The organism is Nocardia sp. NPDC055050, from assembly GCF_053608345.1.
In genome coordinates, this window is sequence record NZ_JBSGVG010000007.1 from 1 (window position 1) to 14,774 (window position 14,774).

At 68.7% G+C, this 14,774-nt stretch carries 13 protein-coding genes; all 13 read right to left on the bottom strand.

Features of this window, described 5'->3' with window-relative positions; genetic code table 11:
- Positions 1–58 precede the first annotated feature (58 nt).
- On the bottom strand, positions 59–979 hold the full coding sequence (pdxS, locus tag ACWGCN_RS09285) for a pyridoxal 5'-phosphate synthase lyase subunit PdxS (RefSeq protein ID WP_056810852.1): 921 nt from the start codon (positions 977–979) through the stop codon (positions 59–61).
- A gap of 152 nt (positions 980–1,131) precedes the next feature.
- Positions 1,132–1,353: a hypothetical protein gene (locus tag ACWGCN_RS09290; protein ID WP_452458262.1), complete on the bottom strand. Its 222-nt coding sequence runs from the start codon at positions 1,351–1,353 to the stop codon at positions 1,132–1,134.
- Positions 1,354–1,392: 39 nt separating this feature from the next.
- Positions 1,393–2,439, bottom strand: a complete 1,047-nt coding sequence (locus ACWGCN_RS09295; RefSeq protein WP_379312721.1) for an NUDIX hydrolase — start codon at positions 2,437–2,439, stop codon at positions 1,393–1,395.
- On the bottom strand, positions 2,439–3,563 hold the full coding sequence (locus tag ACWGCN_RS09300) for a glycosyltransferase family 4 protein (protein ID WP_379312717.1): 1,125 nt from the start codon (positions 3,561–3,563) through the stop codon (positions 2,439–2,441). Before ACWGCN_RS09300 ends, ACWGCN_RS09295 begins: the two co-directional genes overlap by 1 nt.
- Positions 3,560–4,483, bottom strand: a complete 924-nt coding sequence (locus ACWGCN_RS09305) for a phosphatidylinositol mannoside acyltransferase (protein ID WP_378988936.1) — start codon at positions 4,481–4,483, stop codon at positions 3,560–3,562. Before ACWGCN_RS09305 ends, ACWGCN_RS09300 begins: the two co-directional genes overlap by 4 nt.
- Positions 4,480–5,151 carry a phosphatidylinositol phosphate synthase gene (gene pgsA / locus ACWGCN_RS09310; protein ID WP_378988934.1) on the bottom strand — a complete coding sequence of 224 codons (672 nt, stop codon included), beginning with the start codon at positions 5,149–5,151 and terminating at the stop codon, positions 4,480–4,482. The genes ACWGCN_RS09305 and pgsA overlap by 4 nt, the downstream gene beginning before the upstream one ends.
- A 5-nt stretch (positions 5,152–5,156) precedes the next feature.
- Positions 5,157–5,711, bottom strand: a complete 555-nt coding sequence (locus ACWGCN_RS09315) for an HIT family protein (RefSeq protein WP_378626868.1) — start codon at positions 5,709–5,711, stop codon at positions 5,157–5,159.
- Positions 5,708–7,771 (bottom strand): threonine--tRNA ligase, encoded by a 2,064-nt coding sequence (gene thrS / locus ACWGCN_RS09320; RefSeq protein WP_378988932.1) that lies wholly within the window; start codon positions 7,769–7,771, stop codon positions 5,708–5,710. Before thrS ends, ACWGCN_RS09315 begins: the two co-directional genes overlap by 4 nt.
- Before the next feature lie 108 nt (positions 7,772–7,879).
- Positions 7,880–8,554 (bottom strand): (2Fe-2S)-binding protein, encoded by a 675-nt coding sequence (locus ACWGCN_RS09325; protein ID WP_378988930.1) that lies wholly within the window; start codon positions 8,552–8,554, stop codon positions 7,880–7,882.
- Positions 8,551–9,042, bottom strand: coding sequence for a TIGR02611 family protein (locus tag ACWGCN_RS09330; RefSeq protein ID WP_379312715.1), 492 nt, complete (start codon positions 9,040–9,042; stop codon positions 8,551–8,553). The genes ACWGCN_RS09325 and ACWGCN_RS09330 overlap by 4 nt, the downstream gene beginning before the upstream one ends.
- A 44-nt stretch (positions 9,043–9,086) precedes the next feature.
- Positions 9,087–11,312: a SulP family inorganic anion transporter gene (locus tag ACWGCN_RS09335; protein WP_378988926.1), complete on the bottom strand. Its 2,226-nt coding sequence runs from the start codon at positions 11,310–11,312 to the stop codon at positions 9,087–9,089.
- Positions 11,313–11,532: 220 nt separating this feature from the next.
- Positions 11,533–13,692, bottom strand: coding sequence for a SulP family inorganic anion transporter (locus tag ACWGCN_RS09340; protein ID WP_379312713.1), 2,160 nt, complete (start codon positions 13,690–13,692; stop codon positions 11,533–11,535).
- 282 nt (positions 13,693–13,974) lie between these two features.
- Positions 13,975–14,739: a tyrosine-protein phosphatase gene (locus tag ACWGCN_RS09345; RefSeq protein WP_387442731.1), complete on the bottom strand. Its 765-nt coding sequence runs from the start codon at positions 14,737–14,739 to the stop codon at positions 13,975–13,977.
- Positions 14,740–14,774: the final 35 nt, after the last annotated feature.

Sequence of the window (14,774 nt, forward strand, 5' to 3'; positions counted from 1 at the left end):
CGATCGCGACGCCCGCCGAGGCGAATGTTTCGGTGCCCGAACGATATCGGGCCCACGATCACCAGCCGCGCTCGGCCAGACGGTGCGGCTGCGGGATCTCTTCGACGTTGATGCCGACCATGGCCTCGCCCAGGCCACGCGAGACCTTGGCCAGCACGTCCGGGTCGTCGTAGAAGGTGGTGGCCTTGACGATGGCGGCGGCGCGCTGTTCGGGGTTGCCGGACTTGAAGATGCCCGAGCCGACGAACACGCCTTCGGCACCGAGCTGCATCATCATGGCGGCGTCGGCGGGGGTGGCGATGCCACCGGCGGTGAACATGACGACCGGGAGCTTGCCGGTCTGCGCGACCTCACGAACCAGCTCGTACGGGGCCTGCAGTTCCTTGGCGGCCACGAACAGCTCGTCCTCGGACAGCGAGGTCAGGCGACGGATCTCGCCGCGGATGGTACGCATGTGGGTCGTCGCGTTGGACACGTCACCGGTGCCCGCCTCGCCCTTGGAGCGGATCATGGCCGCGCCCTCGGTGATGCGGCGCAGGGCCTCGCCCAGGTTGGTGGCGCCACAGACGAACGGGACGGTGTAGTTCCACTTGTCGATGTGGTTGGCGTAGTCGGCGGGGGTGAGCACTTCGGACTCGTCGATGTAGTCCACGCCCAGGCTCTGCAGGATCTGTGCCTCGACGAAGTGGCCGATGCGGGCCTTGGCCATGACCGGGATGGAGACCGCGGCGATGATGCCGTCGATCATGTCCGGGTCGCTCATCCGGGACACGCCACCCTGGGCGCGGATGTCGGCGGGCACCCGCTCGAGCGCCATCACGGCCACGGCGCCGGCGTCTTCGGCGATCTTGGCCTGCTCGGCGTTGACCACATCCATGATCACGCCACCCTTGAGCATCTCGGCCATGCCGCGCTTCACGCGGGCGGTGCCGACGGTGTTGGTGGTCTCAGGCGTAGTCACGAATGTCTCCTGTGTCATGGGCGCCAATCAAGTCGCTCGGATTCGGTTCACCGTCGATTCTAGAGCTGCCCGAAATCGGCCTTCATAGCCAGTTGAGCACCACTGGCCTTGTCACGACCAGCGGTGATGTGTTCACCGCGCACCGCTGGCCTTGTCCGATGGCCTGGCATTCACCGTGCCACGGCTCCGACCGCGTCCGCCACGGGGCCGCGCCGTGCCCGGTCGACCAGCACGATCGCCGCCGCGACGGCCGCCGCACCGGCGGCGCACCACAGCGCCGCGACCGGGGTCCGCGCGCGATCGACGGCCACGCCGGCAACGACCGGACCGAGCACCGCGCCGATATACCGGGACGCCGCGCGTCGCGCGCGGTGTCCGAGATGAGGCGGCATCGAGCGAATCATGGCCCGGGTACTGTCCCCCGCTGGGCCTCAGCGGATCGAGCGGACCACGTGCTGGGTGTCGTCTTCAGCCGCGGAAACGGCTTCGGTGAGGAGTTCGTCGAGGTGGTACGGGTAGACGGCCTCGCCCGCGTCGTCGAGTGCGCGGATGTCGTCGGCGGAGCACCAGCGGTGGTCGGTGATCGTGCGGCGCTCCAGGGCGGTCAGGTCCGCCGGGCGCCATTCGAAGCCCGGCGAACGCAGGCTGAAGAACAGTTCCTCGGAGCGGATCAGCTCGCCGTTGAACGGGAACACCGCGACCCGCCGCCACAGCGGACCGCGCAGCGCGGCGGGATCCACCCGCTGCCCGGTTTCCTCGTAGATCTCGCGCACCGCGGCGTCGCGCAGGTTCTCTCCCGGTTCGACGCCGCCGCCGACGGTGAACCAGAAGGCCACCTCGGGGATCATCGGGTCGTGACCACGCAGCAGCAGCACGCGGTTGTGCTCGTCGAGCAGCATCACCCGGGCGGAGGTGCGGGTGGTGTGCACGGTGAGGCCGGTGGCGGCGGCGGGCGTCGCGCGTTCGGTGATCTCGAAGTAGGTCGGCAGCGGCGCGGTACCGCCGAGGTGCAGGATGCGCACGGGCCTGCGGGTGCGCAGGGCCAGGGTGTCGCGCACGGCGTCGTTGTGGAAGCGCCGGGCGATCAGCACGCGCGCCTCGGCGTCGGCGAGTTCGGCCACCAGCTGCGGTCGCAGGTGGTCGATGTCGACGAGCGACAGCGCGGCGGAGAGCTGGTTCTCGATCGTTTCCCGGTCACCGCGATCGGCGCGTTCGGCCCGATCGGCGAGTGTGGCGAGCTGGGTGGCCCGTTCGGCCCGGCGGGGATCGGTACTCACCGGACCGGCCTCCGACATCGCCACCGCGCGAGCCACCACCGCCCGGCGGGCGAGCGCGGCATCGAGTGCCTGCCAGGACTGATCGGAGCGCACGTGCAGCCGGTCGAGCCGGTTCGCCGTGGAGTAGGCCCACACGCCGAGGGCCAGGACGAGCAGGGCGATCAGCCCGAGAACGAGGACGGTGGTCGCGGAGAAGGTGATCATCCGGCGGCCCGGACGCGGTTGTCGCCGACGGTGACGGTCTCGTACACCCGCAGGATCTGTTCGGCCACGACCGGCCAGTCGTAGCCCGCGACCACCTGGGTCGCGGTGCTGACCAGACGCGTCCGCGTCTCGTCGTCGGTGAGGAGCGTGTCGATGGCGGTGGCCAGCGCGTCGGAGTCACCGATCGGGGTGAGCATGCCCGCGGTCCCGTCGCGCAACACACGACGGAAGGCGTCGAGTTCGCTCGCGACCACCGGGGTGCCTGCCGCCATCGCCTCGATCAGGATGATCCCGAAACTCTCGCCACCGAGGTTCGGCGCGACGTACACGTCGGCACTGCGCAGCGCGGCGGCTTTCTCCTCGTCGGAGACCTGTCCGAGGAACCGCAGATGCCCGGCGTGCTCCCCGGCTTCACGGCGCAACCGATCCTCGTCACCGCGCCCGACGATGAGGATCTCCACGTCGGGATGGTGGTCGATGAGCGCGGGCAGCGCGCCGAGCAGCACGTCCATGCCCTTGCGCGGTTCGTCGTAGCGACCGAGGAACAGCACGGTGCGGCCCGCGCGCGGGTATCCGTCGAGTGGCTCACCGCGCGCGAACGCGGACACATCGACACCGTTGGGGATCTCGACCGCGTCGGATCCCAGCGCCTCGACCTGCCAGCGCCTGGCCAGCTCCGACACGGCGATCCGCCCACTGATCTTCTCGTGATACGGGCGAAGCACACCCTGAAAAGTACTGAGTACCAACGACTTCGTGGTCGAGGTGTGGAAGGTCGCCACGATCGGGCCCTCGGCGATCTTGAGCGCCAGCATCGACAGGCTCGGGGCGTTGGGTTCGTGGATGTGCAGCACGTCGAAGTCGTTGCTGTCGATCCAGCGCCGGATCCTGGTGTAGGCCATGGGTCCGAACGACAAGCGCGCCACCGACCCGTTGTAGGGAATCGCCACCGCGCGACCCGCCGAGACGACGAAATCGGGCAGCGGGGTGTCGTCGGAGGCGGGGGCGAGCACGCTCACCTTGTGCCCGCGTTCGATGAACACCCGGGCCAGTTCGACCACATGGGCCTGCACGCCGCCGGGGACGTCGAACGAATACGGGCAGATCATGCCGATCTTCACGGCTGCCCTCCCGCCTGCTGCGCGGTGATCCGCGACAGTCGTTCGGGCGACAGATCGCCTTCCCAGAGCGGTTGCAGCATGTGCCAATCGGCCGGATGCTCGGCGATATTGGCGGCGAACCGGTCGGCGAGTGCCTGCGTCGCGGCCGCCACCCCACCGGAAACATCCAGGGCCGGTTCGGCTTTCAGCCCCCAGCCTTCGGTGCCGTCCTCGTCGACAGTGAACCAGCCGTGCACGGGAACCAGCGCGGCGCCGGTCTCGATGGCCAGTTTCGCGGCACCGCCGGGCATCCAGGTGCGCTCACCGAAGAAGTCGACGGGCACGCCCTTGCCGGTGAGGTCGCGTTCGCCCATCAGGCACACGATCCGGTTCTGGCGCAGGCGTTCGGCGAGCGCGGCGAACGGCGGCTGCTCGCCACCGGTCAGCGGGAACACCTCGAAACCGAGGCTCTCGCGGTAGGCCACGAACCGCTCGAACAGCGATTCGGGCTTCAGCCGTTCGGCCACGGTGGTGAAGTTGTCGTAGTGCTGCACCAACCAGACACCGGCCATGTCCCAGTTGCCCGAGTGCGGCAACACCAGGATGAGGCCGCGGCCCTGCTCGAGCGCGGCGTCGACGTTCTCCAGACCACCGACGTAGTAGTCGATCTTCGTGTGGTCCATCGACGGCAGGCGGAACGCCTCACGCCAGTAGCGGGCGTAGGAGCGCATGCTCGCCCGCATCAGGTCGCCGGGGACCTGGTCGGCGGGCACACCGAGAACGCGAGCGAGGTTGCGGCGCAGCTGTTCCGGCCCGCCGCCGCGCACCGAACGATCGGCACCGAGGTCGAAGACCTTGCGCGCCATCCCTTCCGGCGCCGAACGCACGAGGCCCCAGCCTGCGGCATAGCCCCAGTCGCTCAACCGATCCGTGAGGCTCACGAGGCAGATCCCGCGTCCGGCTGCGGCGTCGGCGGAATCACCACGCGGGCGCCCGGCGAATTGCGCACCGCCAGCACCCGCTGGAACACCGTCACGATGCTCAGCACCGCCAGCACCCACATCGCCACGTACACGGCCCAGGTGAGCCAGTCGAGCCCCCAGTGCCCGCCGATGCCGGTGAGCCCGGCGCCGACCAGCACGATGACCAGACGGTCCGGGCGTTCGATGAGCCCACCGTCGGCGGACAGGCCGCTGGCCTCCGCACGCGCCTTGGCGTAGGAGATCACCTGCGAGGTGACCAGCACGATCAAGGTCAGCGCGAACAGGTGCTTGCTGTGCTCGTGATAGACGGCCCACCAGGCGAGTCCGCCGAAGATCGCGCCGTCGGCCACCCGGTCACAGGTGGCATCGAGGACGGCGCCGTACTTCGTGCCGCCGCCACGGGCGCGCGCCATCGCACCGTCGAGCATGTCGAACATGACGAACAGCCAGATGACCATCGTTCCCCAGAACAGGTGTCCGGAGGGGAACAGCGTCACCGCGGCCGCGATCGTCGCGGTGGTGCCGATCAGGGTCATCGCGTCCGGGGTGAGCCCCGTCCCGACGAGCGCTTTGCCCAGCGGCGCAGTCGCTTTCGCAAACGTCTGGCGGCCGAAGAAGCTGAGCACGGTCCTTATTCCTCCCACGCCTCCGCCAGCAGCTGCCGCGTGTCGCGCAACAACTGAGGCATCACCTTCACCCCGCCGACCACGGTGATGAAGTTCGCATCCCCGCCCCAGCGCGGCACGATGTGCTGGTGCAGGTGGTCGGCGAGCGAACCACCGGCCACCCCACCGAGATTGAGACCCACGTTGAATCCGGCAGGCCGCGAGACCTGCTTCATCACGCGGATCGCCCGCTGCGTGAAGGCCATCAGTTCCGCGCTCTCGGCGGTCGTGAGGTCCTCCAGGTCGGCTACCCGGCGGTAAGGCACCACCATCATGTGCCCTGGGTTGTACGGGTACAAGTTGAGCACGGCGTAGACATTCTCGCCGCGGGCGATGATCAGGCCGTCTTCGTCCGACATCTTGGGGATATCGGTGAACGGATGCCCGGTCGCGTCCTTGGGCTTGACCTCGCCGGTGATGTAGGACATCCGGTACGGCGTCCACAACCGCTGCAGGCGGTCGGGCTGGCCGGCCCCGGCGTCGACGATCGAGCCGGCCTCGGGGGCGAGGTTCTCGCTCATGCCTGAACCGCCGCGGAGACGACCTCGAACCCCTCGGCGGTGGGTGAGGCGTTCACGCGGTGGGCGACCCAGGTGGTGATGGTGGCGACCGCGTCGGCGACCGGCACACCGTTGACCTGGGTGCCGTCGCGGAACCGGAAGCTCACCGCGTCCGCTTCCACGTCACGCGCGCCCGCCAGCAGCATGAACGGCACCTTCTGCGCGGTCTGGTTGAAGATCTTCTTCTGCATCCGGTCGTCGCTGCGGTCCACCTGGGCCCGCACGCCGGCGTCGCGCAGCCGCTCGATCACCGAATCCAGGTGCGGCGCGAAGTTCTCCGCCACCGGGATGCCGACGACCTGTACCGGCGAGAGCCAGGCCGGGAAGGCACCGGCGTAGTGCTCGGTGAGCACGCCGAAGAAGCGTTCGATCGAGCCGAACAGGGCGCGGTGGATCATCACCGGGCGCTGCTTGGTGCCGTCGGAGGCGGTGTACTCGAGGTCGAAACGATCGGGCAGGTTGAAGTCGAGCTGCACGGTCGACATCTGCCAGGTGCGGCCCAGCGCGTCCTTGACCTGCACGGAGATCTTCGGGCCGTAGAACGCGGCGCCGCCGGGGTCGGGCACCAGGTCGAGGCCGGATGCCTCGGCGACCTTCTCGAGGGTTTCGGTGGCCTCGGCCCAGAGTTCGTCCGAGCCCACGTACTTCTTCGGGTCCTTGGTGGACAGCTCGAGGTAGAAGTCGTCGAGGCCGTAGTCCTTGAGCAGGCCGAGGACGAACTGCAGGGTGCTGGTGAGCTCGGCGTGCATCTGCTCTTTGGTGCAGTAGATGTGCGCGTCGTCCTGGGTCATGCCACGCACGCGGGTCAGGCCGTGGATCACGCCGGACTTCTCGTAGCGGTACACCGAACCGAACTCGAACATCCGCAGCGGCAGCTCACGGTAGGAACGACCGCGCGCGCCGAAGATCAGGTTGTGCATCGGGCAGTTCATCGGCTTGACGTAGTAGTCCTGGCCGGGCTTGCGGACGGTGCCGTCCTCGTTGAGCTCGGCGTCGAGGTGCATGGCCGGGAACATGCCGTCCTTGTACCAGTCGAGATGGCCCGAGATCTCGTACAGATGTCCCTTGGTGAGGTGGGGGGTGTTGACGAACTCGTAGCCCGCGTCGACGTGGCGCTGACGCGAGTACTCCTCCATCTCCTTGCGGATGATGCCGCCCTTGGGGTGGAACACCGGCAGACCCGAACCGAGCGCGTCGGGGAAGGAGAACAGGTCCAGTTCGAGGCCCAGCTTGCGGTGATCGCGGCGCTCGGCCTCGGCCAGCAGCTCCAGGTAGGCGTCCATCGCCTCGGTGGATTCCCACGCGGTGCCGTACACGCGCTGCAGGTCCTCGCGGTCCTGGTCGCCACGCCAGTAGGCGGCCGAGGAGCGGGTGAGCTTGAAGGCGGGGATGAACTTGGTGGTGGGAATGTGCGGGCCGCGGCACAGATCGCCCCACAGCTTCTCGCCGGTGCGCGGGTCGAGGTTGTCGTAGATGGTCAGCTCGTTGCCGCCGACCTCCATGATCTCGGGATCGTCGATGCCGGACTTGTCACTGATCAGCTCGAGTTTGAACGGCTCGTTCGCCAGTTCGACGCGGGCGTCGTCGATCTCCACGACGCGCCGCGAAAAGCGTTGCGCGCCTTTGATGATCTTCTTCATCCGCGATTCCAGCTTGGCCAGATCCTCGGGGGTGAAGGGCTTGTCGACCTGGAAGTCGTAGTAGAAGCCGTCCTTGATCGGCGGGCCGATCCCGAGTTTCGCGTCGGGGAACTCCTGCTGCACCGCCTGGGCCAGCACGTGCGCGGCCGAGTGCCGGATCACGCTGCGCCCGTCCTCGCTGTTCGCGGGGACCGGCTCGACGTCGGCGTCGTCCTCCGGAATCCAGGACAGATCCTTGAGCGCGCCGTCGACATCGCGCACGACCACGACGGTGTCGGGGCCCTTGGTGGGCAAACCCGCCTCCCGTACCGCCGCGCCCGCCGTAGTCCCGGCCGGCACTCGAACGAGGGCGACTGGACTGATGGGTGCAGAGGTGGTCACGGGGATGCTCTCCTTGACTTCGGTGCCGGGTCGATCCGGCAGTTCTCGCAGGGTCCTTCCCGCGCCCGCCCATGCTATCGGGAGCGCGCGTGGGCCGTGTCGATGGACCTAGGAGGTCCGAGCGCGCGCGGCGGCGGCCAGGTGTTCGGCTCGGTCGGCGGGCGAGCGTTTCGGGCAGCTCGTGCACATCTCGCGGCCGGGCGCCTCGAAGACCAGGCAGCACGAGGCGCGGCGGACGAAGGTGCGGCCCGCGACGGTGACGAACCGCGGTGCGGGCAGGCGCGCGCCCACGTCGGCGGCCAGCCTGGTCGCCGCGTCCGGGGAGCCTGCGTCCAGCGCCCGGTTGCCGATGGCATCGGCGACAACCGCCCACAGCGCCGGAATCCCGGCCCCCGACACCGCCGCGACCTGGGTGATCACGGCGGTCAGGGTGTCACGCAAGGCGGCAGCGACCTCGTCAGCCGCTGCCGCACCGGTCTCGCCACCTACGTCCGAGCGCACGGAACGGCCGGTGGCATCGACCGGCACGCGGTGGAACTGCGCGTGTTCGACACCACCGTCGGGCCGGACCACGCACTCGAATTCGCCCAGGGCGGCGACCGGGGCGGGCGTGCCCGCCGCGTAGGCGACGGCGATCTGCTCGACCAGTGTCGAGGCGACCATGCACCACCACAGGGTGCCCGCGACCCGGGGAACATCGGTGCCCCAGGTATGGCTCATCGCGTCGATCCGCGCCGCGATCCAGGCGGGGTCGGTGAGGACGTGGCCGGGAACAGTGCTCACGACATCAGGGGACTGTGTAACCATGGCCAATCGACTCCGATCCACCCTGCGACCATCGAAAATGTACCGAGCAGCCACAACGTCACGAGGACGAGGGCGAAGGTGCCCACCGCGCCGAGCACCTTGATGAACCAACCGCGCGAGGTGTACCAGTCCATGACGATCCGGTACTTGCCGCGCACCCAGGTCAAGGTGTGGTGGGCCCAGACGAACTCGGTGGCCAGGATGCCGAATCCCGCGAACACCAGCGCCCAGCCGGGTCCGGGGTACGGGATCGTGACGATCCCGACGAGCAGGACCAGCCCACCGACCACGCCGACGACGATGCGGTAGCCGAGGTCGAGGGTAGGGCGCTGGGCGATGTGTGCCCGGAAGGCGCGCCCGCGTTCCTTCAACCCGTCCCACCGCTCCGGCTCGGCCGTGGACTCCTCGTCCGCGGAGTCGGGGCCGTCGGTGACGCGCTCGGCGGCGGTCGGATCGCTGGTCATGATTTCCAGACTACGAGTCCGACCGCCGACCGGTCGCGGTGTCGTCAGCCGGTGACGGCGAGTGCGGCGTGATCGTCGATCGCGCTGACCCCGTCGAGCGTCACCTCGAGCACCCGCGAGGTCGCGATGTCGAAGAACAGCCCCGACACCGCCAATCCGCGCTCGGTCACCGCCCGGCGCACCGCGGGATTACGTCCCAGGGTCTCCAGCTGCACGGCGACATTGACCATGCTCAGCTGGTCCACCTCGTCGTACCCGGCCGCCCTGGCCGCCTCGGCCACGGGGTGGCCCGCGAGGAACCGTTCCAACGTCGGCTCGGCGTGCCGCAACCAGGAGCTCAAGCCGCCTTCGGTGGCGGCGGCGGAGTGCACCGCCTTCATCGCACCGCACGAGGAATGCCCGCACACCACCACCGAGCGCACCGCGAGGCTGTCCAACGCGAAACTCAGTGCCGCTTCGACGGAATCGTCACCGCTGACCGGGACCAGATTGCCCACATTGCGCACGGTGAACAGGTCGCCGGGACCGCTGTTGGTGATCACGTTGGGCACGATCCGCGAATCCGAGCAGGTCAGGAAGAACGAGTCCGGATCCTGACTGTCGTGCAGCCCGTCCAGATGCGATCGCACGACGTGCGCGTGGCCGCGATGGTAGGCCGCGACGCCCGCGGTCACCGCGTCGCCGCCGGACTTCTGGTGCCGCCACGGACCGAGTATCTCGTCGATGGCGGCGCGACCGAATCCGCGGATCGGCGGCGCGGCCGGGGTATCGGCCATCCGCGCACTGCCGATTTCGACGAAATCGACACGGCCACCGCCGCTTTCCTGCTGGCGCTGCCACTCCTCGATCGCCTCGAACGCGGCGTGATCGAGGAAGTCGACGGTCATCTCGACGGTCACCTCGGCGCCCGCGGGTACCTTCGCCAGCTCGCCCGACAGTTTCGGCAAGGCGAGGAAGGTGCACGAGCCGTCGATATGGACCTGCCAGCGCCCGTCGGGCAACGGGGTCGCCGCCACCTGCACGCGCACGACCCGCCACAGCAGCAGCCCGAACGCCAGGGCGAGGCCGATGACCACGCCTTCGAGCAGGTTGGTGAACACCACGCCGAGCACGGTCACCACATAGACCAGCAGGTCACCGGTGCGCCGGGCCAACCGGATGTGGGCCAGTTTCAGCAGCTGCATGCCGATGACGATGAGCAGACCCGCCAGCGCGGCCTTGGGGATCTGCTCCACCAGGCCGACCAGCGCCACCGAGAACAGCAGAATCCAGAGTCCGTGCAGCACGGTCGATGCCCTCGTGCGCGCGCCCGCCTGCACATTGGTGGCGCTGCGCACGATCACACCGGTGATCGGCAGGCCACCGACCAGGCCCGAGACGACATTCGCCGTGCCCTGGCCGATGAGTTCCCGATCGAATCCGGTGCGCGGACCGGTGTGCATCTTGTCGACCGCGACGGCCGAGAGCAGGCTCTCCACACTAGCGATCAATGCGATGGTCAGCACCATCATGGCGACGGCGGACCAGTTGCCCGAGGGCAGTTCCGGCAGGCCGAGCGCGTCGAAGACCGACCCGCTCAGGGCGATGCGCTCGACCTCGGGCAGACCGAGCGAGAGCACGGTGCCCACCAGCACCGCGACCAGCGGGCCCGGCACCGCGCGCAGCTTCGGCGGGACGTACTTCCAGCCGAGCATCACCGCGATCACCACGGCGCCGACGAGCGCGTCACTACCGTGCAGCGCGAGCAGCTGTCCGGGGAGTTCGATCAGGTTGCGCAGCGCGGTGCTGTGCGAGGAGCCGCCGAGCAGCACGTGGACCTGCTGCAGGGCGATGGTGATGCCGATGCCGGCCAGCATGGCGTGGACCACCACGGGGGCGACGGCGAGCGCGGCCCGCGCGATCCGGCTGAGCCCGAACAGGATCTGCAGCACACCGGCGGCGACGACGATGAAACAGGTGACGCGCCAACCGAATTGCGAGATGGACTCGGCGACGACCACGGTCAGACCCGCGGCGGGACCGCTGACCTGCAGGACCGAGCCGCCGAGCAGGCCCGCGACCACACCACCGATCACGGCGGCGACGAGACCGGCGGCGATCGGCGCGCCGGAGGCGACCGCGATGCCGAGTGAAAGCGGCAGTGCCACCAGGAAAACCACGATGGAGGCGGGCAGATCGTGACGCAACAGCGTCTGTTGCCACGCGGGACGGGACGACTCGTTCGACGAGCCGTCCGCGTGGGGCGGGGCAAGGTCGTTCTCGACAGACATTGACTCTCCTTCGCCGGCTCCCGGCGCTGGGCCGAGGCCGATCATCACGAGGACGGTGAAGCAAAGGGACGGGAGCATCGAAGGATCCGGTGCAACGGCGAACCGGGTTCGGATGGATCCAACCTATTAGTAAAGAATTGGCAAAGCCAGTGTGCCGCACACATAGTGGGTCTCGCCATAACGGCAGGCAGTGTGTGGTGTGACCCACAACTACCCCTCTTTACACCGGTTCGGCGGCGGCCCGACGGGCCTCGTCGAAGTCGGCGATCCCGTCGGCGGTGATCTCGATGACCCGCGCGGTCGCCAGGTCGAAGAACAGCCCCGACACCGCGACCCCGCGCTCCTGGATGCCACTGCGCACCGCCGGATAGTCGATCAGGGTCTGCACCTGCCGGGCCACGTTCACCATGCCGAGTTGGTCGACCGGGCCGAAGCCCGCCAGCCTGGCGGCCTCGGCGACGGGGTGACCAGCGTGGAACGCCGCCAGCGTGGGCTGAGCATGGGCCAGCCAGTCGTCGAGTCCGGGCCCGGCCTGCACCTGCCCGTACAGCGCTTCCATCGCTCCGCAGCCGCTGTGCCCGCACACCACCACCGAGCGCACGTCGAGCTTGTCGAGCGCGTAGATCAGCGCCGCTTCCACCGAGACGTCGGAGCCGCCCACCGGCACCAGATTGCCGACATTGCGCACCGTGAACAGGTCGCCGGGACCACTGTTGGTGATCACATTGGGCACGATGCGGGCGTCGGCGCAGGCCAGGAAGAACGTGTCGGCATCGGGCCGGTGCCGCAACCCGTCCAGGTGCGGGCGCATCAGGTGCGCGTGCTGGCGATGGTAGGCCGCGATGCCCGCGGCGATCGGGTCGACGCCGCCGCTGCGCCGCCACGGCCGGATCGCCTCGTCGACCGCTTTACGCGCATGGCCGTGCTCGGGGGGCCCGTCGTGGGTGCGGGCCATCCTCGCGGCACCGAGTTCGACGAAATCGACGGTGCTACCGCCGGATTCACGGGCGTCGGCCCATTCCGAGAGCAACTCGCACGCCGCGTGGTCGAGGAAGTCCACGCTCAGTTCGACGGTCACGTCCACACCCGCAGGCACCTTCGCCAGTTCGGACGTGAGCCGGGGCGCGGCCAGGAAAGTGCAGGTGCCCGCGATGCGCACCAGCCAGGTCCCGTCCTCGCGCGGGGCCGCGGCGATGGTGAACTTCACGACCCGCCACAGCAGCAGCGCGAAGGAGGCGACCAGTCCGATCAGCATGCCCTGCAACAGGTTCAGCGCGACCACGGCGATCACGGTGACCAGGTAGACGTAGATGTCACCGGTGCGGCGGGCACGTTTGATGTGCGCCAGCTTCACCAGCTGCACCCCGATCAGCACCAGCAGCCCGGCCAGCGCCGCTGTCGGAATCTGGCGGACCAGGCCGACCAGCACGATCGCGAACACCAGGATCCAGCCACCGTGCAGCACGGTGGCCGCCCTGCTGCGGGCGCCCGCGTTGGCGTTGGTGATGCTGCGCACGATGACCGCCGCGATCGGGAGGCCGCCCAGCACGCCGGAGACCATGTTCGCCGCACCTTGACCGAGCAGTTCCCGGTCGAAGTCGGTGCGCTGATCGGGGCGCAATTTGTCGACCGCGACGGCCGAGAGCAGCGTCTCCACACTGGCGATGAGGGCGATGGTGAGCATGGTGAGCGCGATCGGCAGCCACCCGCCGTGCGGCAGCGCGGGCAACCCGATGCCGTCGAGCAGTGAGCCGTCGAGGCGCACCCGTTCCACCGTCACCGGCAGCACCAGCGAAACCACCGTCGCCGCCACCACCGCGACGAGCGGGCCGGGCACCACCCGTACCCGGCGCGGCAGATACTGCCATCCGATCAGTACGGCGATCACGAGCAGCCCGACGAACAGGTCGCCCTTCTGCACCGACATCACCTGATGCGGGAGCGCGACGATGCTCGCCCACGGCGAGCTGACCGTCGCTCCGCCGAGCAGGACGTGGACCTGCTGCAGCGCGATCACCACTCCGATGCCGGCGAGCATCGCGTGCACCACGACCGGCGCGATGCCCAGCGCGGCGCGCGCGATCCGACTGAGCCCGAACAGAATCTGCAGGACACCCGCGCCGACCGTGATGAAACACATAGCAGCCCAACCGAATTGCTGAACGGCTCCCGCCACGACGACGGCGAGACTCGCCGTCGGCCCGCTGACCTGAACCTTCGAGCCGCCGAGCAACCCGGCGACAACCCCGCCGACAGCGGCGGCGATGAGCCCGGCGACCACCGGCGCACCGGAGGCCAGTGCGACGCCGAGCGACAGCGGCAGGGCCACGAGGAAGACCACGAGTGACGCTGGAAGATCTTGCTGGAGAACAGCTTTCATAGACGCACACGACATCGGGCGCGCCGTGGCGATGGTAGTGGTCGAAGTGGTGCCCGGATCATTGTCGGTCATCATTCTCCTTCGCCGGGGCGGGTGAGCTCCCGGTTCATCGGTCGAACATGCACTGGCAATTGATGCTGAGCTGCGAGCGAACGGCGGATCTGCAGCACTGCTCGAAGAGATCGGACCCCAGACACAGAGTCGGGTTAATAGTAAAGAACTTCCCAAGCATTAGAAAACGTTCTGGGAAGAATGGGACGGAATCGCCGTCGTTCTGTGACCTCAGTCACAGAGCAGGTTCTCGGCGAGCTGCCGTTGCGTCGCCTGGTCGAGACCGGCACGGGTCGCCCACGCGGTGGGGCCACCGTGCTCGGTGTCCAGGTGGGTCAGGAACTGGCGCATGGTGATCGCGTCGGCGGCGAACACCCAGGCGGGGAGCCGATCGGCCGCGTCGTCCGGTCGGGCAGGCCGGCCGTCGCGAGCCCGTAGCGCGGCGATGTTCGGGGTGGTCGCGGCGTAGTCGGCGATGATGTCGTCCGCGCGTACCCCGGCGACCGCGAGCAGTAGGGCGATCACCACCCCGGTCCGATCCTTGCCCGCGGCGCAGTGGATCAGCGCGGGCAGTTGGCCCGGAACCGAGAGCAGACGCAGCACGGCGGCGATGTTCTCGCTGCTGTGCTCGAGGTACTCGCAGTACCGGTCGAACATGCTCCCGTCGGGCGAGACCTCGGTGAGGTCGAGCCGCACCCGGTCCGCGCCGTAGACGTGCAGGTTCCGGTAGTCGGCGACGGCATCGACCACCGCACCCGTTCCGTCCGTGACGATCTCGTCCGGCGCGCGCAGGTCGACGACCGTGCGAAGTCCACAGTCGGTGAGCAGAAACGCCACGTCCCCGGCATCCAGCCGGGTGAGCAGATCCGACCGAAACACCCGCAAGCGACGCACCTGCCGCCCGTCCACCGTGCGCAATCCACCCAGATCGCGCGCGTTCACCGCACCGCGCAGCGGCAATTCCCGGCCCATCGCAGAACTCACACCGTTGGTCATCACAATCCCCGTTCTCACTTTTCGCAGCACCTGCT